Source organism: Pseudomonas putida (genome assembly GCF_028682475.1).
GTDB classification, from domain to species: Bacteria; Pseudomonadota; Gammaproteobacteria; order Pseudomonadales; family Pseudomonadaceae; genus Aquipseudomonas; species Aquipseudomonas putida_AG.
The window spans coordinates 282,714-302,035 of sequence record NZ_JANHLE010000002.1 but is presented as its reverse complement, the minus strand read 5'-3'; the positions used below and the strand labels follow the sequence as shown (position 1 = coordinate 302,035).

The window sequence follows — 19,322 nt, the reverse complement described above, 5'->3', positions numbered from 1 at the left end:
TAATGATCTTGTCGTCGGAAATGAAGCACCCAGCACCAGGCTGAGCACAAGAAACTGAAGACTTGGATGGTAATGAGGACCAAGCGGTCACATTTAACCACTTCCTGAGGCATATGCCTAAAGCAACAGATCTTCCAGGCGCCCGTGCAGGCGCTGCGGCAGATTCTCCTGAATCTCGATCAAAGCGCGCTGAATGGCACTCTGAAAGCCCTGCACGCCGGCAGAACCATGGCTTTTGATGACGATGCCCTGCAACCCCAGAAAGCTTGCGCCATTATGCCGCGCCGGTGCCAGGTCGGCCTGCAGGCGCTTGAGCAGCGGCATGGCCACGGCACCGGCCAGGCGTGCACCGAGCCCGCCCTTGAACAGGGCTTCGATGCGCGCACCGATCATGGTCGCCAGACCTTCGCTGGACTTGAGCAGGATGTTGCCGACAAAGCCGTCACACACCACCACATCCGCCTCTCCACGGTACAACCCGTCACCTTCGACAAAGCCGATGTAGTTCAACCCGCGGGCGTTCTGCAACATGTTGGCGGCGAGTTTGACCTGCTGGTTGCCCTTGATGTCTTCGGTACCGACATTCAGCAAGGCCACCCGCGGCCGGGAGATACCCAGGGCTTGAGCCGCCACCGAGCCCATCACGGCGAACTGGTAGAGGTTTTCGGCGCTGCAGTCGACATTGGCGCCCAGGTCGAGCAACTGACAATAGCCGGTCTGGGTCGGAATGGCCGCCACCATGGCCGGACGGTCGATACCGGGCAGGGTTTTCAGCACATAGCGCGACAGCGCCATCAGCGCGCCGGTATTACCAGCACTTACGCAGGCCTGAACCTTGCCATCACGCAATAATTCCAGGGCCACGCGCATGGACGAATCGGGCTTGCCACGCAACGCTTGCGAGGGCCGCTCATCCATGCCGATCACTTCGCTGGCGGCAACAATCTGCAGGCGCGCGCGATCCGCTGCCGACTGGCCAGCGATAAGATCTTCAAGGAGGGAGGGTTGACCGACAAGGGTCAGGTGCAGCGAGGGGGTAGCCGACAGGCAAGCAATACTCGCCTGAACAATGCTGCGGGGACCGAAGTCCCCGCCCATTGCGTCAATCGCGATGATCTGAGCGGACAAGGATTACTCGTCAGCGCCCTTGTCGATCACTTTACGACCACGGTATACGCCTTCTGGCGATACGTGGTGACGCAGGTGTACTTCACCAGTGGTTTTCTCTACGGACAGAGCGTTTTCCGAGAGAGCGTCGTGCGAACGGCGCATGTCACGGGCAGAGCGGGATTTTTTGTTCTGCTGAACAGCCATAATTGATTAACTCCTAAACGTTTGGGTCACGCTTTAACTGCGCCAATACACTGAACGGGTTGGACCGTGTTACCTCGTCCTTGCTCGGTTCGGGCTCATCGGCGCCCGCCGGCTGCTGGCATTCTTCCGGATGATGAGCAGGCACGATGGGCAGGGCGAGCAAAAGCTCCTCCTCGACCAAGGCCTGCAGATCCAAAGGATCTTCGCCCAGTTCCAGCACGTCATAACCTTTCGGCAACGACTGGGTATTCGCACCCTCCTTCACCACGGCGTAAGTGCATTCGCTGTGGATCGGCAGGGTGACCAGCTCAAGACAACGCTGGCAAACCATCTTGACCTCGACGCTCAGGTCGGTGTGGATAACCACAGCCTTCTGCTCGTCTCGCTCAAAATCGAATTTAGCCTGCACCGTACCGACAGTGTCGGAAAGCGGGTCGCAGAGTCTCTCCAAATCGGCGAGTTGCAGTGTTCCTTCGAGGGAAACACCACGATCGGCCAATTTGCGCGGGTCAACGTGAGGTGGAATCGGGTCATTCAACATAGGCGCAGCATTCTAGGGATGACCCCCGCCCCTGTCAAAGGAAATTCGGCCCCGTTCAGCATGTTAGAATCGTTTCACCTGCCCAGGAGTTTATCATGCTGCCTTTATTACTGGCTTCCAGCTCGCCCTACAGGCGCGAATTACTTGAACGCTTGCGCCTGCCCTTCAGCTGGGCTTCACCGGATATCGACGAACACCGCCTGCCCGAAGAGCCTGCCGTTGACCTGGTCAAACGCCTGGCACGAGAGAAAGCCCAGGCCCTGGCCACCAGCCATCCCGAGCACCTGATCATCGGCTCGGACCAGGTCGCCGTGCTCGGCGAGCAGATCCTCGGCAAACCGCACACCTTTGAGCGGGCCTGCGAGCAATTGCTGGCCGCCAGCGGCAACCACGTCACCTTTCTTACTGGCCTGGCGCTGCTCAATAGCGCTACCGGCCACTGCCAGGTCGATTGCGTGCCGTTCACGGTCAACATGCGCGAACTGGACCTGGCGCGCATCGAACGCTACCTGCGCGCCGAAGAGCCTTATGACTGCGCTGGCAGCTTCAAGGCCGAAGGCTTGGGCGTCAGCCTGTTTCAGGGCACCCATGGCGTCGATGCCACCAGCCTGGTCGGCCTGCCGCTGATTCGACTGGTGGACATGCTCCTGATCGAAGGCGTAACCCTGTAGGAGCGGGCTTGCCCCGCGATGCGACTCAACTGGCAGCTCACAATCGCGGGGCAAGCCCGCTCCCACCGCCCCCAAATAAAAAACCCCGACATCTGCCGGGGCTTTTTTCACTTCGCTCGCACTCAGCGCAACGACGGCCCCTGAAAGCCCATCCACAGCGCCAGACGCTCGGCAATACTGGTACCCAGGCGCTTGGAGAAGCGATCGAACGGCGACTCTTCGATGGTGAAGTCGACCAATTCTTTCTCGCCTACCACTTCGCGCGCCACGTAACCGGCGCTGCCCAGGCCATCCACCAGCCCCAGGGCCAGTGCCTGCTCACCCGACCAGATCAGGCCGCTGAACAACTCAGGATGCTCTTTGTCTTTCAGGCGATCACCACGCCCTTGCTTGACGCTGGCAATGAACTGCTTATGGGTGGTTTCCAGAACGCCCTGCCAGAACGCGGTCTCCTCAGGCTTCTGCGGCTGGAACGGATCGAGGAAGGCCTTGTGCTCGCCCGCCGTGTAGGTACGGCGCTCGACACCGAGCTTCTCCATGGTGCCGACAAAGCCGTAACCGGCCGCCGTGACACCAATGGAACCGACCAGACTGGCCTTGTCGGCATAGATCTGGTCCGCAGCGCTGGCGATGTAATAGGCACCGGAAGCACCCAGATCACTGATCACCGCGTACAGCTTGATTTGCGGGTACTCGGCGCGCAGACGACGAATTTCGTCATAGATGTAGCCCGACTGCACAGGGCTGCCACCCGGACTGTTGATCCGCAGGATCACCGCCTTGGTTTTCGAATCCTTGAACGCTTCGCGCAAGCCGCCAACGATGTTATCGGCACTGGCGGGCTCCTGATCGGCAATCATCCCGCGCACTTCAACCAGCGCGGTGTGACTGACGCTTCGGGAAGCAGCCTTGTCCACATTCATCAAGGGACTGAACAGCGCGAGAATGCCAAACAGATAGACGAAGGTCAGCAGCTTGAAGAAGATCCCCCAGCGCCGCGCACGACGCTGCTCCTGCACACCCGCCAGGAGGGTTTTCTCCAGCAGCTTCCAGCTTTTCTGCTCTTCGTTGCCTTCGGCGCTTGGCGCCTTCCACTCGTCAGCCATGCTCACCTACCCTGGAATTACCGCGACAGGCGACCGGCTCAGCCAGGCCTGCAACTGTGAAAAGTGCTCGATACAGACTTGTGGCCCGAAAGCACTCAGTGCTTGCGGCGACATGGCCCCGTAGGCAACAGCCACCGAATGCATGCCAGCGTTGCTGGCCATCAACAGGTCGAACGACGAATCGCCGACCATCAACGCCCTGCCCGGCTCGACCCGGCAATGCGCCAGAATTTCTTCGAGCATTTGCGGATGGGGCTTGCCACGACTCTCGTCGGCAGCGCGAGTGATATCGAAGTAATCCTGCCAACCATTGGCCCGCAGCACCCGATCCAGACCCCGACGCGCCTTGCCGGTAGCCACCGCCAGACGATAGCCCTGTGCACGAAACGCTTCCAGCGACTCCACCACGCCGTCGAACAAGGGCGACGGCTGCTCGTCCAATGCCATGTACACATCGGCATAGTGCTGACGGAACACCGCCACCTGCTCGGCATCCAGGTGCGGATACAGCGTGGCGATCGCTTCGGACAGCGCCAGGCCAATTATACCCTTGACCGCCTCGTCATCGCAGGTAGCGTGACCGGCGCGACCTGCGGCCAGATGCATGGCTTCGACAATGCGCCCGACCGAGTCAGCCAGCGTGCCATCCCAATCGAAGATCAGCAGATCGTAATCACGCCGCACTCAAGCGCTCCACAGTCTTGGCCCACATCTCGTCCACCGGTGCCTCGAGCTTGAGCTCGCCACCATCAGGCAGCGGCACGGTCAGGGCATAGGCATGCAGAAACAGACGCTTACCGCCCAGGTCGCGAATCTCGCGAGTGAAATCTTCATCGCCGTACTTGCTGTCACCGGCGATGCAGTGCCCGGCATGCAAGGCGTGCACGCGGATCTGGTGGGTACGACCGGTGATCGGGCGCGCCTCGACGATGGTGGCAAATTCACCAAAACGACGCAGCACGCGGAAAATGGTCAGCGCCTCCTTGCCTTCGTCGTTAACCTCGACCATACGCTCGCCAGAACGCAGATTGCTCTTGAGCAGCGGCGCATTGACCTGCTTTTTCGCCGTTGCCCAGTGACCACGGACCAGCGCCATGTAGCGCTTGTCGACACCATCACCGCGCAATGCGGCATGCAGGTGACGCAACATGCTGCGCTTTTTGGCAATCATCAACAGCCCTGAGGTGTCGCGGTCCAGGCGATGGACCAGCTCCAGCTCCTTGGCATCCGGACGCATCTGACGAAAGGCTTCGATCACGCCGAAATTCAGACCGCTACCGCCATGCACGGCGATCCCCGCCGGTTTGTTCAGCACGATCAAGGCCTTGTCTTCATAGACGATGGCGGCCTCAAGGCGCTGAAGCAAACCCTGAGCCACCGGCACAGGCTCGTCGCGCTCGGGCAGACGAACGGGCGGCACGCGCACGATGTCGCCGGCCTGCAACTTGTACTCGGGCTTGATCCGGCCCTTGTTCACCCGCACTTCGCCTTTACGCAAAATGCGGTAAATCAAGGTCTTGGGAACACCCTTGAGTGCAGTGATGAGAAAATTATCGATTCGTTGGCCGGCAAGTTCCGGCGCGACCTCGATCAGCTGGACGCCGGAGGTCGGAGGGGCATTAGTCGTCATTTGCCAATCATAACAATTTTTTATGGATTTGAAGCACTTAATGATTGCTGCTATAGTCGCGAACGCCGCCAAAAGCGGCTGGGCAGCGGACTCACGGCTTCTAGCCGGCCCTGACCGACGCAAAATCTCGAGGACGCGAGGCCGTCCGACGGGGCTTTTGCCAGTTTACAGAATTGCCTGGAATCGCCACCAGCGCCGTGCAGAGAAGACCGATAAAAAACGACAAGAGCGGTGTTTTGCCCTCCCCCGATGTTTTTTTCGATGCCACTCTGTCAGTGCCGTCAATTTCACGCAGTCATGGTGAAAGCTTCGGAAATACCAGCCTTGGACATAAAAGGCGCGGGCTCCCGTATTGGAGCTGGCGATAAATGCAACCCGTTGCGGATTCAGCGCGCGGCAGCACCCGAATTATCAGGGATACGTGTAGGGTGGAGATGCACAACCGTCGGACCGTGTAGCACCGCGTCCAGTCCACAGGCCTTCTGGCCAGGCGACCGGACCCGGTCTTGATCAAGATGCCCCCAGGGCGTCCACGGCCGAAGGCTGATTCCTCCTCCTGACTGAGTGCATTTGACACCACAGCAAGCAGGACGCGTCGTCGCGACTTCGGCAGTACTGGGTTACCAGTCTGGCTCGACAGTCGCTGGACACGGGGGTGGCCCGCCACCCCTTGCGCACCTGACACCGACCGTGAGAAGTCGTGTGTGCCGAACGCCGTTTCCGGCAGCCCGGAAACCGACGGTATTACATGAAAAGAATGCTGATTAACGCGACTCAACCCGAAGAGTTGCGTGTAGCTCTGGTAGACGGCCAACGTCTCTACGACCTGGACATCGAGTCCGGTGCGCGCGAGCAGAAGAAGGCCAACATCTACAAAGGCCGGATCACCCGGATCGAACCCAGCCTGGAAGCCGCTTTCGTCGACTTCGGCTCCGAACGCCATGGCTTTCTGCCGTTGAAAGAAATCTCCCGCGAATACTTCAAGAAGTCCCCGGAAGGCCGGGTGAACATCAAGGAAGTGCTCAGCGAAGGCCAGGAAGTTATCGTCCAGGTCGAGAAAGAAGAGCGCGGCAACAAGGGCGCCGCCCTGACCACCTTTATCAGCCTGGCTGGCCGTTACCTGGTGCTGATGCCGAACAACCCGCGTGCCGGTGGCATCTCCCGCCGCATCGAAGGCGAAGAGCGCAATGAACTGCGCGAAGCCCTGAACGGCCTGGTCGCCCCTGCCGACATGGGCCTGATCGTGCGCACTGCCGGCCTTGGCCGCAGCAGCGAAGAAATGCAGTGGGACCTGGATTACCTGCTGCAGCTGTGGACTGCCATCAAAGAAGCCTCGCAGGACCGCGCTGCGCCTTTCCTGATCTACCAGGAAAGCAACGTCATCATCCGCGCCATCCGCGACTACCTGCGCCAGGACATCGGCGAAGTACTGATCGACAGCATCGACGCCCAGGAAGAAGCCCTGACCTTCATCCGCCAGGTGATGCCGCAGTACGCCAGCAAGATCAAGCTGTATGAAGACAGCGTTCCGCTGTTCAACCGCTTCCAGATCGAAAGCCAGATCGAAACCGCCTTCCAGCGTGTGGTCGACCTGCCGTCCGGCGGCTCGATCGTCATCGACCCGACCGAAGCCCTGGTGTCCATCGACATCAACTCGGCGCGCGCCACCAAAGGCAGCGACATCGAGGAAACCGCCCTGCAGACCAACCTGGAAGCGGCTGAAGAAATCGCCCGCCAGCTGCGCCTGCGTGACATCGGCGGTCTGATCGTCATCGACTTCATCGACATGACCCCAGCCAAGAACCAGCGCGCCGTCGAAGAAAAGGTACGCGAGTGCCTGGAAGCCGACCGTGCCCGCGTACAGGTTGGCCGCATCTCGCGCTTCGGCCTGCTGGAAATGTCCCGTCAGCGCCTGCGTCCGTCCCTGGGCGAAAGCAGCGGCATCGTCTGCCCGCGCTGCAGCGGCACCGGCATCATCCGTGACGTCGAATCCCTGTCGCTGGCGATCCTGCGCCTGATCGAAGAAGAAGCCCTGAAAGACCGCACCGCTGAAGTTCGCGCACAAGTGCCGATTCCTGTTGCAGCCTTCCTGCTCAATGAAAAACGCAACTCGATCACCAAGATCGAACTGCGCACCCGGGCGCGTATCGTCATCCTGCCGAACGACCACCTGGAAACTCCGCACTTCGAAGTCCAGCGCCTGCGCGACGACAGCCCGGAAGCGCTGAGCAGCCAGTCCAGCTACGAAATCGCCGCCGCCGAGACCGAAGAAGTCCAGCCGACTGCCGCCACCCGCACCCTGGTTCGCCAGGAAGCCGCGGTCAAGACTGCACCGGCTCGCGCCAATGCTCCGGTTCCAGCTGCCCCGGAACAACCTGCCGCACCGGTCCACGTCGCGCCAGAACCAAGCCTGTTCAAAGGCCTGGTGAAGTCGCTGGTCAGCCTGTTCGCCGGCAAGGAAGAGCCTGCCGCCGCCCCAGTGGTTGCCGAAAAACCGGCCACCGAGCGCCCGCAGCGTAACGAAGAGCGCCGCAACGGTCGTCAGCAGAGCCGCAACCGCAATGGCCGTCGCGATGAAGATCGCAAGCCTCGCGAAGAGCGCGCACCGCGTGAAGAGCGTCAACCACGCGAAGCCCGTGAAGAAACCCAGGCCCGCGAAGAGCGCGCTCCACGTCAGCCACGCGAAGAGCGTCAGCCTCGCGCCCCGCGTGAAGAGCGCCGCTCCCGCGAAGACCGTCCGGTCCGCGAACTGCGCGAGCCGCTGGATGCTGCCACCCCGGCCGTGCGTGAAGAGCGTCCTGAGCGCGCCCCGCGTGAAGAACGCCAGCCTCGTGAAGAGCGCAGCCCACGTGAAGAGCGTGCACCACGCGAAGAGCGCGCGCCTCGTGAAGAACGTGCGCCACGCGAAGAGCGTCAGCCACGTGCGCCACGTGAAGAGCGCCAGCCTCGTCCAGCCGAGCAGGCTGCGGAAGCGGCTGAGGAGCAATTGCCGAACGAAGAACTGCTGCAGGACGACAACCAGGAAGGCACCGACGGCGAACGCCCACGTCGCCGCTCCCGTGGCCAGCGTCGCCGCAGCAACCGTCGTGAGCGTCAGCGTGATGCCAACGGCAACGTCGTTGAAGGCACCGAAGACGGTAGCGAAGAAGGCAACGAGCCGTCGGCCGCCGACCTGGCAGCTGGCCTGGCAGTCACCGCTGCAGTTGCCACCAGCAACATCAGCGCTGAAGCCGAAGCGCAAGCCAACGTTCAAGCTGAACGCGCTACTGCCGCCATTGAAGAGGCTGCCCCGGTAGCTGCTGAGGTTGTCGCCGTAGAGACCGTTGAAGCAACCGAACCTGCTGTGGTCGAACCTGTTGTGGTTGAAGCGCAACAGCCTGTCGTTGCTGAAGAAGTGGTAATCGCCCCAGTGGTCGAGCAGCCATTCAGCGAACCTGTGGCTGCAGTGGAAGCGAGCATTGAGCCGGTTGTCGACGTTGCCCCTCAGCCAGTTGTAGAAGCACCGGTTGAAGTAGCTGTCGCCGCCGAGCCTGTCGTTGAAGCACCACGCGAGCCAGAAGTTGTTCAGGCCCCAGTGGTTGAAGCCGAAGCTGAAACTGCCAAGCCGGCTGTTGCCGAGCCAGCGCCGGTTGCTGCGGAACAGGCACCTGCTGCCGAGCCAGCGGTGGCCGAAGCCCCGGTAGTGATGCTGCCAAACGGCCGTGCACCCAACGACCCGCGTGAAGTGCGTCGCCGCAAGCGTGAGGCCGAAGCAGCAGCTGCTGCCGCCGCCCAAGCCGCACCGGTAGAGCAACAAGCTGAAGCCCTGGAAACTGCAGAAGAGCACAAACCGCTCGTCTGATCATCCAGGCAGTAAAAAGCCCCGCCAGGTAACTGGCGGGGCTTTTTTTATGGCCTCTGTGGGAGCGGGCTTGCCCCGCGATGCGATGCAACTGATGTGCTGCAATCGCGGGGCAAGCCCGCTCCCACAGCGATCAGTACAGATTCGGCTCCATCTCAAGCCTGACGCCGAAGCGCTCAAGAATGTCAGCCTGGATTTTCTGCGCCAACTGATGCAACTGCAGGCCAGTGGCCTGGCCATAGTTGACCAGTACCAACGACTGCAAACGGTGCACCCCGGCATCGCCTTCACGGTGACCTTTCCAGCCTGCCTGTTCGATCAGCCAGCCCGCCGCCAGCTTCATCTGCCCGTCAGCCTGTGGATAAGCCACCAGCCCCGGATACTGCAGACGAATCTTGTCGGCCAGCACAGCGGCGACCACCGGGTTCTTGAAGAAGCTCCCGGCATTGCCCAACTCGACCGGGTCTGGCAGTTTCTCCCGACGAATGCTGCAAATCGCATCGCTGACATTCTGCGCCGTCGGCTGACTGATACCCTGTTCGCTCAAGCGCTGACGCACCGGCCCGTAGTCCAGATGCGCCTGCATGACGCGACTCAAGGCAAAACGCACACGCAGAATCAGCCAGCGCCCCGGATGCTGTTTGAACAGGCTGTCGCGGTAGGCAAACTGGCACCCTTCAAGATCAAAGTCATGCAACTCGCCGGTCTCGCGATCCAGCGCGGTCAACCCGACGAAGACATCCTTGATCTCGACCCCGTAGGCACCAATGTTTTGCATCGGCGCGGCACCGACGGTACCGGGAATCAGGCTGAGGTTCTCCAGCCCTGCCAGGCCTTGCGCCAGGCTCCACTGCACGAAAGGATGCCAGGGCTCCCCGGCCTCGGCTTCGACAATCACCCGCCGACCATCATCAGCCAGGATGCGCAGACCACGACTGGCCATACGCAACACCAAGGCCTGCACATCCGCGGTCAACAGCAGATTGCTGCCGCCGCCAATGACCAGCACCGGAACATCATGCTGCCTGGCGTCCGCCAGGGCCTGTCGAACTTCGTCATCGTTGTGAGCTTCGGTGAAATACCGCGCCCTGACGTCAATACCGAAGGTGTTGTACGGCTTGAGCGATACCTGCTCCTGCCACTGAGCGCTCATAGACGACCCTTGAGTTCGATGACCAATTGGCGGCAGGCAGCTTCGATCAGATCAAGTACCTGCTCGAAACCTTGCTCACCGCCGTAGTAAGGATCCGGCACTTCATCCAGCACGCCCTCATAGCGACGCAGGAACAGGTCCAGCTCGGCTTTTGCCCCGGCGGGTTGCATGGCCCGCAGATGGCCAAGGTTGCTCTTGTCCATCGCCAGGATCAGGTCGTAATCATTGAAATGCCTGGGCTTGACCTGCTGTGCGCGCTGCTGCGACAGGTCATAGCCGCGCAATTGCGCGGCACGACGGGTGCGGCTGTCCGGCTGTTTGCCGACATGCCAGTCACCGGTACCGGCCGAGGCCACTTCAATCAGCTCGCCCAGGCCTTCGACCTGAAGCTGGTGGCGCAATACGCCCTCGGCGGTGGGCGAGCGGCAGATATTGCCCAGGCACACGAACAGAACCCGCATCAGGCCTCCAGAATGCGCCGTACGCGCTCGAGGTCTTCGGGAGTATCGACACCCACCGGTGGCGCCTCGATGGCATCGGCGACGTGAATACGCACGCCGTGCCAGAGCGCCCGCAGCTGCTCAAGCGATTCGGTGCGCTCCAGCCAGCAAGGTCCCCAGCCAACGAAATCCTGCAGGAAACCCGCACGGTAAGCGTACATGCCGATGTGCCGACGAAAAGGCACGCCTTCTGGCAGCGTATCGCGGCTCTGGGCAAACACATCCCGCGCCCAGGGCAATGGCGCCCGGCTGAAAGTCAACGCCAGGCCATTGCAGTCGCTGACCACTTTGACCGCATTGGGATTGAACACCGCCGTGACGTCGCTGATCGGTTCGGCCAGGGTCGCAATGCCTGCTTCTGGATGCGCCGCGAGGTTGGCCGCCACCTGGTCAATGATGACCGGCGGAATCAGCGGCTCATCGCCCTGGACATTGACGACAATGGCGTCCGCAGCCAGCCCGAGTTTGGTGGCCACTTCGGCCAGTCGGTCGGTACCCGAATCATGGTCTTCGCGGGTCATCAGCACTTCAGCGCCAAAGGCCTCGCAGACCTGGTAGATACCGGCATCATCGGTGGCAATCACCACGCGACTGGCGCTGCTCTTGCGCGCCTGCTCCCAGACGTGCTGAATCATCGGCTTGCCAGCAATCGGCAGCAACGGCTTGCCCGGCAGACGGGTAGAAGCCAGCCGCGCCGGAATCACCACAGTGAAGGTCAAGCTCATTTGTCCAGACGCTCTTCATCGGTCAGGGTACGGGCTTCGCTTTCGAGCATCACCGGGATACCGTCGCGGATCGGATAGGCCAGGCCAGCGCCCTTGCTGATCAGCTCGGTCTTGTCGGCGCTGAGTTTGAGCGGGCCTTTGGTGATCGGGCAGGCCAGGATGTCGAGCAGTTTGGTGTCCATGGATATTCCTCAGGCCAGTGGCCGGAAAAAGAAAAGAATCAGGGCTGCGATGGCGCCTGCAACAGTCGCTCAAGCTGGCCGTCGAACCAGGCCACAAAGGCCGGTGAAGGCACAGCGTCGACCGCCAGGTACCACCAGTCGTCAGCTGCAAAGGCACGGCATTTGACCGCGTCTTTCTCGGTCATGACCAGCGGCAGCGCAGGGCTGAAGCTCAGGGCCTGGGCGCTGTACTCGGCATGATCGGCAAACGGGTGCGGCACAGGCCGCCAGTTTAGCCCCTGCAGGGTATTGAAGAAACGTTGCGGGTTACCAATGCCGGCAACCGCGTGAACCGCTTGACCCGCCGGGAAGTGCTGCACGCTTACGCGCTCGCCGCTGCGCAGGTTGACCAGCGCGGTTGGCTTGAGGGCAAACCCATAGCCATCGTCACGATCGGCGGTGGCGCCGTTGTAGAGCAGTGCATCCACCTCCTGCAGGCGCTCCACCGGCTCGCGCAGAGGACCTGCGGGCAGACAGCGGCGATTACCCAAGCCCCGGGCGGCATCGATCAACACCAGCTCCAGGTCACGGGCCAGGCGGTAATGCTGCATGCCGTCGTCACACAGGATCAGGTCCACTGGCTCGCTGGCCAGCAACGCCTGCACGGCGCGCGAACGGTCGGGATCAATCATCAGCGGTACGCCGCTGCGCTGGACGATCAGCAATGGCTCATCCCCGGCCTCGGCCGCACTTTGTTCAGCGCGCACCCGCCAGGGCAATTGCGGCGGTTTGGCGCCATAGCCACGACTGACCACACCGACGCGCAGGCCTTGCTGACGGCAATGCTCGATCAACCAGAGGATCATCGGTGTCTTGCCGGTGCCGCCAACGGTGATATTGCCCACCACGATCACCGGCACCGGGGCGCGGTAGCTTGGACTTTCGCCGCTGAGGAAGCGCGCGCGTTTGCGTAGCACCACCCGGCGATAGAGCGCCTCGAGCGGGCGCAGCAGGCCCAGAGCCGGATGCCCGGCGTACCAGGCATTGAGCAGACGGTCGGCAAAAGCCATCAAGGCGTTCCTTGGGCCGCCTCGACGGTGGTCATGCGCAACTGGCTGAAACCGAGCTTGCCGGCCGCATCCATGGCAGTGACCACCGCCTGGTGCGGGGTCTTGCCGTCGGCGCTGATCGACAACGGCAGTTTGGTGTCACCGGCAGATTCTTTCTGCAGGGCTTCGGTCAGCGTCGCCAGATCGCTCTTGGGCAACAGGTTGTTGTTCAGCGAATAGACGCCATCGGCGCTGATGGTGATCTCCAGTTGCTTGAGCTCGCTGTCGGGTGCGGGCGCACCACTGACAGACTCCGGCAGCTCGACCCGCAGCTGGGTTTCGCGGGTGAAGGTGGTAGTCACCACGAAAAACAGCAACAGGATAAACACCACGTCGATCAATGACGCCAGGTTGATGTCCACGGTCTCCCGTGCCTTGCGCCGGAATTTCACGCCTTGCCCTCGGCCAGGTCGACGTCACGGTCGCCCTGCACCACTTCGACCAGCTTGATCGCCTCTTGCTCCATGCCGACCACCAGTTCGTCGATACGGCGCTGCAGGAAGCGGTGGAAGAACACCGACGGAATACCGACCATCAGACCGGCTGCGGTGGTAATCAAGGCTTTCGAGATACCGCCGGCCAGCACCGCGGCATTGGTGGTCATGCCGGTCCCCATGAAGGCACTGAAGATATCGATCATGCCCAGCACAGTGCCGAGCAGACCGAGCAATGGCGCCATCGCGGCAATGGTGCCCAAGGCATTGATATAGCGCTCCAGCTCGTGGATAACCCGGGCTGCAGCTTCTTCAATGCACTCTTTCATGATCTCGCGGCCATGCCGGGAGTTAGCCAGGCCAGCCGCGAGGATCTCACCCAACGGCGAATCGGCGCGCAGGGCCTTGAGCTTGTCACTGGTCAGCTGCTTGTCTTTGATCCACAACCACACCTGACCCAGCAGGTGCGGCGGGGTGACCCGGCTGGCGCGCAGGGTCCAGAGACGCTCGGCGACGATAGCCATGGCGGCGATGGAACTCAGAATGATCGGCAGCATCATCCAACCACCGGACTTGACCAATTCCCACACAGTTAGCATCCCCTTGAAAAAGTCCGCCACTCTACCATAGGACCCTTGGACGCTCATCTGCCGAAGGTCGTCAACTCGGGTCACGCCAGAAGCGCCGCTGGCTGCGCATCCCCAGCGGCTCGCCGAAAGTCCCCAGACGCAGGCGCAGCGCGCCGTGCACAGCACTGTCGAAGGCTTCGATGCCATTTATCCGGTAGCGCTCCATGACTTCGGCATGGGGATGGCCAAACGCGTTGTAGCGCCCCCTGGAAATCAATACGCCACGCGGCGCCGTGGCTGCCAGCAACGCCTGGCTGGATGAGGTGCGACTGCCATGGTGCGGTGCCTGCAGCCAGTCGACCCGGGTAGCTTGCCAGTCGCTGATCCAGGCCCGCTCGCCAGCGGCATCGAGATCACCGGCAAGCAATAGCCGCTCGCCACCCGCCTCAACCAGCAGTACGCAGGAGTCCTGGTTACTGTCGCGGGCACCGCGCCACTGCCAGACCGAAAAATTCACCCCATCCCACTGCCAGCGCTCGCCATTGACACAGGGCAACGCTTGCAAGGCTGACGCAAGCCGCGCCGATTCACCGCCGCGCACCTGATGCACCGGCAATCCGCGCTTGATCGCCAGGGCGCCGCCAGCATGATCGGCGTCGGCGTGACTGAGTAGCATCAGATCGAGCTCGTGCACCCCCAACTTGCGCAAAGTCGGTAGAACGACCCGCTCCCCCAGATCGTGATCACCCAGCGCAGGCCCGGCGTCATACAGCATCGCGTGCTGACGGGTACGCAGCACGAACGCCAGACCCTGGCCGACGTCCAGTTGCCAGACTTCTACTTGGCCATGCGGTACCCACTCTCGTGGCGCAAACGCAGCCAGCAGGAGCAATGGCCAGCCGAGCACACGCATTGGCAGACCACGGGGCAGTAACAGCAGCACAGCTCCCAGCCAGAGCAATGCCCAGAGCGGCCATGACAAATACTCCGGTGTCCATGCAGGCTGAATGTGGGCGAGGTTTTCCAGCAGGCCGAACAGCACGCCAAGCAGACCACCTGCCAGCCAGAGCAATCCTTGCCCCACTAACGGCACAGGCAGCAGCAGGGTTCCCAGCAATGCCACTGGCAGCACCGCCAGGCTGATCCAGGGCACGGCAAACAAGTTGGCCAGCGGCGCACTGAGACTGACCGGCAGCCCCAAAGCGATCAACACCGGCAGCAATCCCAAGGCAATCAACCACTGCGCCCGTCCCCACGCCCGCCAGGGGCTCCAGACCCCGAGCCGGCCACTGAAGGTGAAGAGCAGCACCGCAACCGCGGCAAAAGACAGCCAGAATCCGGGCAGCAGACTGGCCAGCGGCTCCCACAGCAACACGGCATTGAGTGCCAGCAACAACGGTAAGCCCACCCCCAGATGGCGATAGCGCAAACGCCAGAGCAGCACCACCGCGAGCATCATGCAGGCGCGCTGTACCGGCACCTGAAAACCGGCCAGCAAGCCGTAACCCAGCGCGGCGGCAAAGGCTGCGCCACAGGCCCAGGGCAACCAGGGCAAGGCCTGCGGCCAAAGTCCAAGCCGCGCCAAACCGGCTATCAGCCCATAGACCATTCCGGCCAGCAGGCCGACATGCTGCCCGGAGATCACCAGCAAGTGCACCGTGCCGGTCGCCTGCAGCGTTTGCCAGCTGTCCCGGGCCAACCCTGCGCCATCGCCCAGTACCAGGGCAACCAGCTCTGCCTCGCGCCCCTGGGCATCCACACCCGACAAGCGCTGACGCAGCCCGTCGCGCCAGGCGCCCTCGGCAGGCGTCAGCCGCTCCCCGGCCTTGACGTTACCGGTGGCGCCAATCCGCCGGGCCAGCAAGGCGGCCTCGCGGTCCGGACCATGCGGGTTGAGCAAGCCATTGGGACGCTTGAGGGTGACCGCCAGCCGCCAGCGCTCGCCACTGTTCACCTGCGGCCCGGCAAACCAGCTCAGTTGCAGGCGCTGCGGCAACTGCGCGCGGCGAGATTGAGCGGCATCGAGTTCGAATCGAATTGACCGGCCGTTGTGCGCGGGCAAGCCGACCACCCTGCCCTCCAGCCACACAGTACGACCATCGAGCGCAGGCGCCAGACGATCATCCAGCGCTTGCTGCGCCGATAGACAGGCCCAGCACAGGCCGAGCAGGAACAGCCCGAGCGGACGAACTCGCCAAGGCAGACAACACAGCCCAACCAAGGCCATCAAAACGACGATCCCGACCGATGGCAATACCGGTAAGGCACGCAGGCACAGCAGGCCCAGTGCCAGCGCTAACATCCCTGTGCGCATGGTTTACAGCTCCAGAACAGATCCACCCTTTGAGGCTTAGATCAGTGGAGCCGACAGCTCACTCAATAATTGTCACAAAGTCTGTAATGGGGGCTTTTTAGAATCGGTGCATACTTGCCCCCTTCACCCAGTCGAGAGCCTACATGCCGCGTCGTCTCTTCAAACGCTACATGCCCGACCCGACCAGCATCAGGGAACACAAATCCTTACGCTTTCTCGGCCGGCTATTGCATGACCCGAACCTCTGGCACCTGAATCGTCATTCAGTGGCGCGGGCGATGGCTGTCGGCCTGTTCGCGGCATTCATTCCGGTGCCGATGCAAATGCTCCTGGCCGCCAGCCTGGCGATCCTGGTGCGTGGCAACATGCCGATTGCTGTCAGCCTGGTCTGGCTGACCAACCCGTTCACCATGCCGCCGGTGTTCTACTGCACCTACCAGATGGGCGCCTGGCTGATGCAGGTGCCAGCCAGAACCTTGCCGGACGAATTGACCTTCGAGTGGATCACCGGCGAGCTGTCGACCCTGTGGCAGCCGTTTCTGCTCGGCTCGGTGGTCTGCGGCCTGCTCCTCGGTGCCCTGGCCTACTGCCTGACCATGCTCTACTGGCGCTGGTGGGTAGGCCGGCAGTGGCACCGACGCAAGCAAAAGGTCTCAGCTGCGCATTCCTCGCCCACTGACCAGTAGGCGCACGCAGCCGACGTACAGCACAGCCGTGGCAATGAGCATGAAGCTGATGGCCACGCTGATGCGAATGTCCGAAACCCCGAGAATGCCGTAACGGAACGAGTTGACCATGTGCAGCACCGGGTTGGCCAACGACACCGTCTGCCAGAATGGCGGCAACAGGTTGATCGAGTAGAACACCCCGCCCAGGTAGGTCAACGGTGTGAGGACGAAGGTCGGAATGATCGAGATGTCGTCGAAGTTGCGCGCAAACACCGCATTGATGAAGCCGAGCAGCGAAAAGATCGTCGCGGTCAGCAGCACCACCAGGATAGTCACGCCCAGATGGTGCACCTGCAGGTGCGTGAAAAACAGCGACAGCGCCGTGACAATCACCCCCACCGCCAGACCACGCAGTACCCCGCCGAGGGTGTAGCCTATCAGGATGGTGTGCGGCGAAACCGGCGATACCATCAACTCTTCGATCGAGCGCTGGAATTTGCTGCCAAAGAAGCTCGAAACCACGTTGCCGTAGGAGTTGGTGATCACCGACATCATGATCAGCCCGGGCACAATGTACTCCATGTAGGTGAAACCACCCATGTCACCAATCTGCCGGCCAATCAGGTTCCCGAAGATCACAAAGTACAAGACCATGGTGATTGCCGGGGGAAGCAGGGTCTGCGGCCAGATCCGGGTGAAACGACGCACTTCGCGGTGGACAATGGTATTGAGGGCGACCAGGTTGGCGCTCAGCTCCGAACTCATACCGCCACCTTCGCCAGGTTTTTCTCGACCAGTGACACGAACAGCTCCTCAAGGCGGTTGGTCTTGTTGCGCAGGCTTTGCACTTCGATGTTCTGCACCGCCAGCTGGCTGAACAGACCGGTAATCCCCGCTTCGTTGTCCACGCCCTTGTCCACCTGCACTTCCAGGGTGTTCGGGGTGAGCAGACGGCACGGATAGCCGATCAGTTGCGGGGCTTGCTGCAGATCATTCTTGAGATCGAGCAGGAAGGTCTCGACATGCAGCTTGCCGAGCAGCTCGCGCATGCTGGTGTTCTCGACAATCGTGCCGTGGTCGATGATGCCGATGTGTCGGCACAGCTGTTCGGCCTCTTCCAGGTAATGGGTGGTCAGAATGATGGTGATGCCCTGCTGGTTCAGCTCGGTGAGAAAGCTCCACATCGAGCGGCGCAGTTCGATATCCACACCTGCGGTCGGCTCATCGAGAATCAGCAAGCGCGGCTCATGGATCAACGCCCGGGCGATCATCAAACGACGTTTCATGCCGCCCGACAGTGAACGCGATGGCACATCGCGCTTGTCCCACAGGCCGAGCTGGGTCAGGTACTTCTCGGCGCGTTCCTTGGCCACTTTCGCCGGGATGCCGTAGTAACCGGCCTGGGTCACGACGATGTCGAAGGTCTTTTCGAACTGGTTGAAGTTGAACTCCTGCGGCACCACACCGATGCTGCGCTTGAGTGCGGCCGGCTGGCGATCGAGGTCGTGGCCAAAAATACTCACCGTACCGCTGGTCTTGTTGACCAGGGTCGAGAGGATGCCAATGGTGGTGGACTTGCCAGCGCCATTGGGACCGAGCAAGGCAAAGAAGTCACCTTCGGCGACATCCAGGTCAATCCCCTTGAGGGCCTGGAAACCGTTGCCGTAGGTTTTGGTTAGCTGCCTTATGGACAGAGCAGAACTCATAGCGGGTCGCGTACCAGTTTTAAAGGTTCAAGACGCGACCGGACAGGCCGGCCGCAGTGAATATGACCATGGTGCTTGTCCAGGCCATACAAGTACAGTCATGTGTATCGATAATGACTATCAGGTTAACCGTTGTGATCAGGTCAGCGCGGTCATGACCGCTGCCTGATAGGCCGGGCGCTCTTGCAAACGCTCGTACCAGGCGCGCAGGTGGCGCATTTCAGGACGTTCGATAGGCATCTCGAACCAGGCATAGGCAAAGCAGCCCAGCGGGATATCGCCCATGCCCAGCTCGTCGCCGGACAGGTAAGGCTTGTGCGCCAAGGCCTGGTCAGCAATCGACAGCAGCTGCGCGCAGGTCTTGTGTGCGGCATTGATCGCAACCCAGTCCTGCTGATCTGCAGGCGTGCGCAGGATGCCCCAGAACAACGGGCGAAACGGCGTCGCCAGGGAAGAGGTCACCCAGTCCATCCACTTGTCCGCCTCGGCGCGCTTGCGCGCATCAGGCTCGTACCAGCCCGAGTCACTGCCGTACTGCGCCGACAGGTAGCGCACAATGGCATTGGACTCCCAGAGCACCAGGCCGTCATCTTCGATCATCGGCACCAGGCCATTGGGATTCAATGCGCGGTACTGAGGTTCGTTGACCAGGCCGAAGGCACCACCGGCATCGATCGATTCGTACTCCAGCCCCAACTCTTGCGCGCACCACAGTGCCTTCCTGACATTGGTCGAATTCTTCCGGCCCCAGATCTTGAGCATAACGGCGTCCTGATGAATGTGCGGTCGCCCAGTCTACCCCAGGCGCTCGCCCTGACAATCGCCCACGCATCCAGGCGAACTCCTGCAGCCACAGCCTGTCACTGTTCTGACAAGCCGA

Annotated in this window: 20 protein-coding genes; 3 read left to right on the top strand and 17 right to left on the bottom strand. The window is 61.6% G+C overall.

Going from position 1 to position 19,322, the window contains the following annotated elements:
• Positions 1 to 117: 117 nt before the first annotated feature.
• The 3 genes from plsX to NPS47_RS03450 are packed head-to-tail and all read right to left on the bottom strand — an operon-like array spanning position 118 to position 1,855.
• The gene (plsX, locus tag NPS47_RS03460; RefSeq protein ID WP_274293696.1) at positions 118 to 1,128 is read right to left on the bottom strand and encodes a phosphate acyltransferase PlsX; all 1,011 of its coding nucleotides are present in this window, start codon (positions 1,126 to 1,128) and stop codon (positions 118 to 120) included.
• Positions 1,129 to 1,131: 3 nt separating this feature from the next.
• Positions 1,132 to 1,314, bottom strand: coding sequence for a 50S ribosomal protein L32 (gene rpmF / locus NPS47_RS03455; protein ID WP_010223221.1), 183 nt, complete (start codon positions 1,312 to 1,314; stop codon positions 1,132 to 1,134).
• Positions 1,315 to 1,327: 13 nt separating this feature from the next.
• Entirely contained in the window at positions 1,328 to 1,855 is a 528-nt protein-coding gene (locus tag NPS47_RS03450) for a YceD family protein (RefSeq protein WP_010223220.1), read from the bottom strand.
• A gap of 95 nt (positions 1,856 to 1,950) precedes the next feature.
• Here NPS47_RS03450 and NPS47_RS03445 point away from each other — a divergent pair, with 95 nt between their 5' ends.
• Positions 1,951 to 2,526: a Maf family protein gene (locus NPS47_RS03445; protein WP_274293695.1), complete on the top strand. Its 576-nt coding sequence runs from the start codon at positions 1,951 to 1,953 to the stop codon at positions 2,524 to 2,526.
• A 122-nt stretch (positions 2,527 to 2,648) separates the two neighbouring features.
• On the opposite strand, the gene NPS47_RS03440 is transcribed toward NPS47_RS03445, so the two are convergent.
• Genes NPS47_RS03440 through rluC form a run of 3 tightly spaced genes read right to left on the bottom strand, consistent with a single transcriptional unit; the run spans position 2,649 to position 5,262 of the window.
• Entirely contained in the window at positions 2,649 to 3,632 is a 984-nt protein-coding gene (locus tag NPS47_RS03440; protein ID WP_274293694.1) for a S49 family peptidase, read from the bottom strand.
• 6 nt (positions 3,633 to 3,638) lie between these two features.
• Entirely contained in the window at positions 3,639 to 4,316 is a 678-nt protein-coding gene (locus NPS47_RS03435; protein WP_274293693.1) for an HAD family hydrolase, read from the bottom strand.
• Positions 4,306 to 5,262 carry a 23S rRNA pseudouridine(955/2504/2580) synthase RluC gene (rluC, locus tag NPS47_RS03430; protein ID WP_010223216.1) on the bottom strand — a complete coding sequence of 319 codons (957 nt, stop codon included), beginning with the start codon at positions 5,260 to 5,262 and terminating at the stop codon, positions 4,306 to 4,308. Before rluC ends, NPS47_RS03435 begins: the two co-directional genes overlap by 11 nt.
• A 748-nt stretch (positions 5,263 to 6,010) precedes the next feature.
• On the opposite strand from rluC, the gene rne reads away from it, so the two are divergent.
• The gene (rne, locus tag NPS47_RS03425; protein ID WP_274293692.1) at positions 6,011 to 9,103 is read left to right on the top strand and encodes a ribonuclease E; all 3,093 of its coding nucleotides are present in this window, start codon (positions 6,011 to 6,013) and stop codon (positions 9,101 to 9,103) included.
• 133 nt (positions 9,104 to 9,236) lie between these two features.
• Here the strand turns inward: rne and murB are convergent, their stop codons facing one another.
• From murB to NPS47_RS03385, 8 genes are all read right to left on the bottom strand, one after another.
• Positions 9,237 to 10,256, bottom strand: coding sequence for a UDP-N-acetylmuramate dehydrogenase (murB, locus tag NPS47_RS03420; RefSeq protein WP_274293691.1), 1,020 nt, complete (start codon positions 10,254 to 10,256; stop codon positions 9,237 to 9,239).
• Positions 10,253 to 10,717: a low molecular weight protein-tyrosine-phosphatase gene (locus NPS47_RS03415; protein WP_274293690.1), complete on the bottom strand. Its 465-nt coding sequence runs from the start codon at positions 10,715 to 10,717 to the stop codon at positions 10,253 to 10,255. The genes murB and NPS47_RS03415 overlap by 4 nt, the downstream gene beginning before the upstream one ends.
• The gene (gene kdsB, locus NPS47_RS03410; RefSeq protein WP_274293689.1) at positions 10,717 to 11,481 is read right to left on the bottom strand and encodes a 3-deoxy-manno-octulosonate cytidylyltransferase; all 765 of its coding nucleotides are present in this window, start codon (positions 11,479 to 11,481) and stop codon (positions 10,717 to 10,719) included. Before kdsB ends, NPS47_RS03415 begins: the two co-directional genes overlap by 1 nt.
• Positions 11,478 to 11,663, bottom strand: coding sequence for a Trm112 family protein (locus NPS47_RS03405; protein ID WP_011532874.1), 186 nt, complete (start codon positions 11,661 to 11,663; stop codon positions 11,478 to 11,480). The genes kdsB and NPS47_RS03405 overlap by 4 nt, the downstream gene beginning before the upstream one ends.
• 38 nt (positions 11,664 to 11,701) lie before the next feature.
• The gene (gene lpxK, locus NPS47_RS03400) at positions 11,702 to 12,712 is read right to left on the bottom strand and encodes a tetraacyldisaccharide 4'-kinase (protein WP_274293688.1); all 1,011 of its coding nucleotides are present in this window, start codon (positions 12,710 to 12,712) and stop codon (positions 11,702 to 11,704) included.
• Positions 12,712 to 13,143, bottom strand: coding sequence for an ExbD/TolR family protein (locus NPS47_RS03395; RefSeq protein ID WP_157191723.1), 432 nt, complete (start codon positions 13,141 to 13,143; stop codon positions 12,712 to 12,714). Before NPS47_RS03395 ends, lpxK begins: the two co-directional genes overlap by 1 nt.
• On the bottom strand, positions 13,140 to 13,775 hold the full coding sequence (locus NPS47_RS03390; protein ID WP_038608555.1) for a MotA/TolQ/ExbB proton channel family protein: 636 nt from the start codon (positions 13,773 to 13,775) through the stop codon (positions 13,140 to 13,142). Before NPS47_RS03390 ends, NPS47_RS03395 begins: the two co-directional genes overlap by 4 nt.
• 70 nt (positions 13,776 to 13,845) lie before the next feature.
• On the bottom strand, positions 13,846 to 16,068 hold the full coding sequence (locus NPS47_RS03385) for a DNA internalization-related competence protein ComEC/Rec2 (RefSeq protein WP_274293687.1): 2,223 nt from the start codon (positions 16,066 to 16,068) through the stop codon (positions 13,846 to 13,848).
• Positions 16,069 to 16,211: 143 nt separating this feature from the next.
• On the opposite strand from NPS47_RS03385, the gene NPS47_RS03380 reads away from it, so the two are divergent.
• Complete coding sequence (locus tag NPS47_RS03380) at positions 16,212 to 16,754, top strand: DUF2062 domain-containing protein (RefSeq protein ID WP_274293686.1); 543 nt, start codon at positions 16,212 to 16,214, stop codon at positions 16,752 to 16,754.
• Here NPS47_RS03380 and NPS47_RS03375 read toward each other — a convergent pair.
• The 3 genes from NPS47_RS03375 to NPS47_RS03365 form a co-directional block, all read right to left on the bottom strand.
• Entirely contained in the window at positions 16,722 to 17,501 is a 780-nt protein-coding gene (locus tag NPS47_RS03375; RefSeq protein ID WP_274293685.1) for an ABC transporter permease, read from the bottom strand. The genes NPS47_RS03380 and NPS47_RS03375 overlap by 33 nt on opposite strands.
• Positions 17,498 to 18,442, bottom strand: coding sequence for an ABC transporter ATP-binding protein (locus tag NPS47_RS03370; RefSeq protein WP_274293684.1), 945 nt, complete (start codon positions 18,440 to 18,442; stop codon positions 17,498 to 17,500). Before NPS47_RS03370 ends, NPS47_RS03375 begins: the two co-directional genes overlap by 4 nt.
• Before the next feature lie 138 nt (positions 18,443 to 18,580).
• The gene (locus NPS47_RS03365) at positions 18,581 to 19,204 is read right to left on the bottom strand and encodes a glutathione S-transferase family protein (protein ID WP_274293683.1); all 624 of its coding nucleotides are present in this window, start codon (positions 19,202 to 19,204) and stop codon (positions 18,581 to 18,583) included.
• Positions 19,205 to 19,322 lie beyond the last annotated feature (118 nt).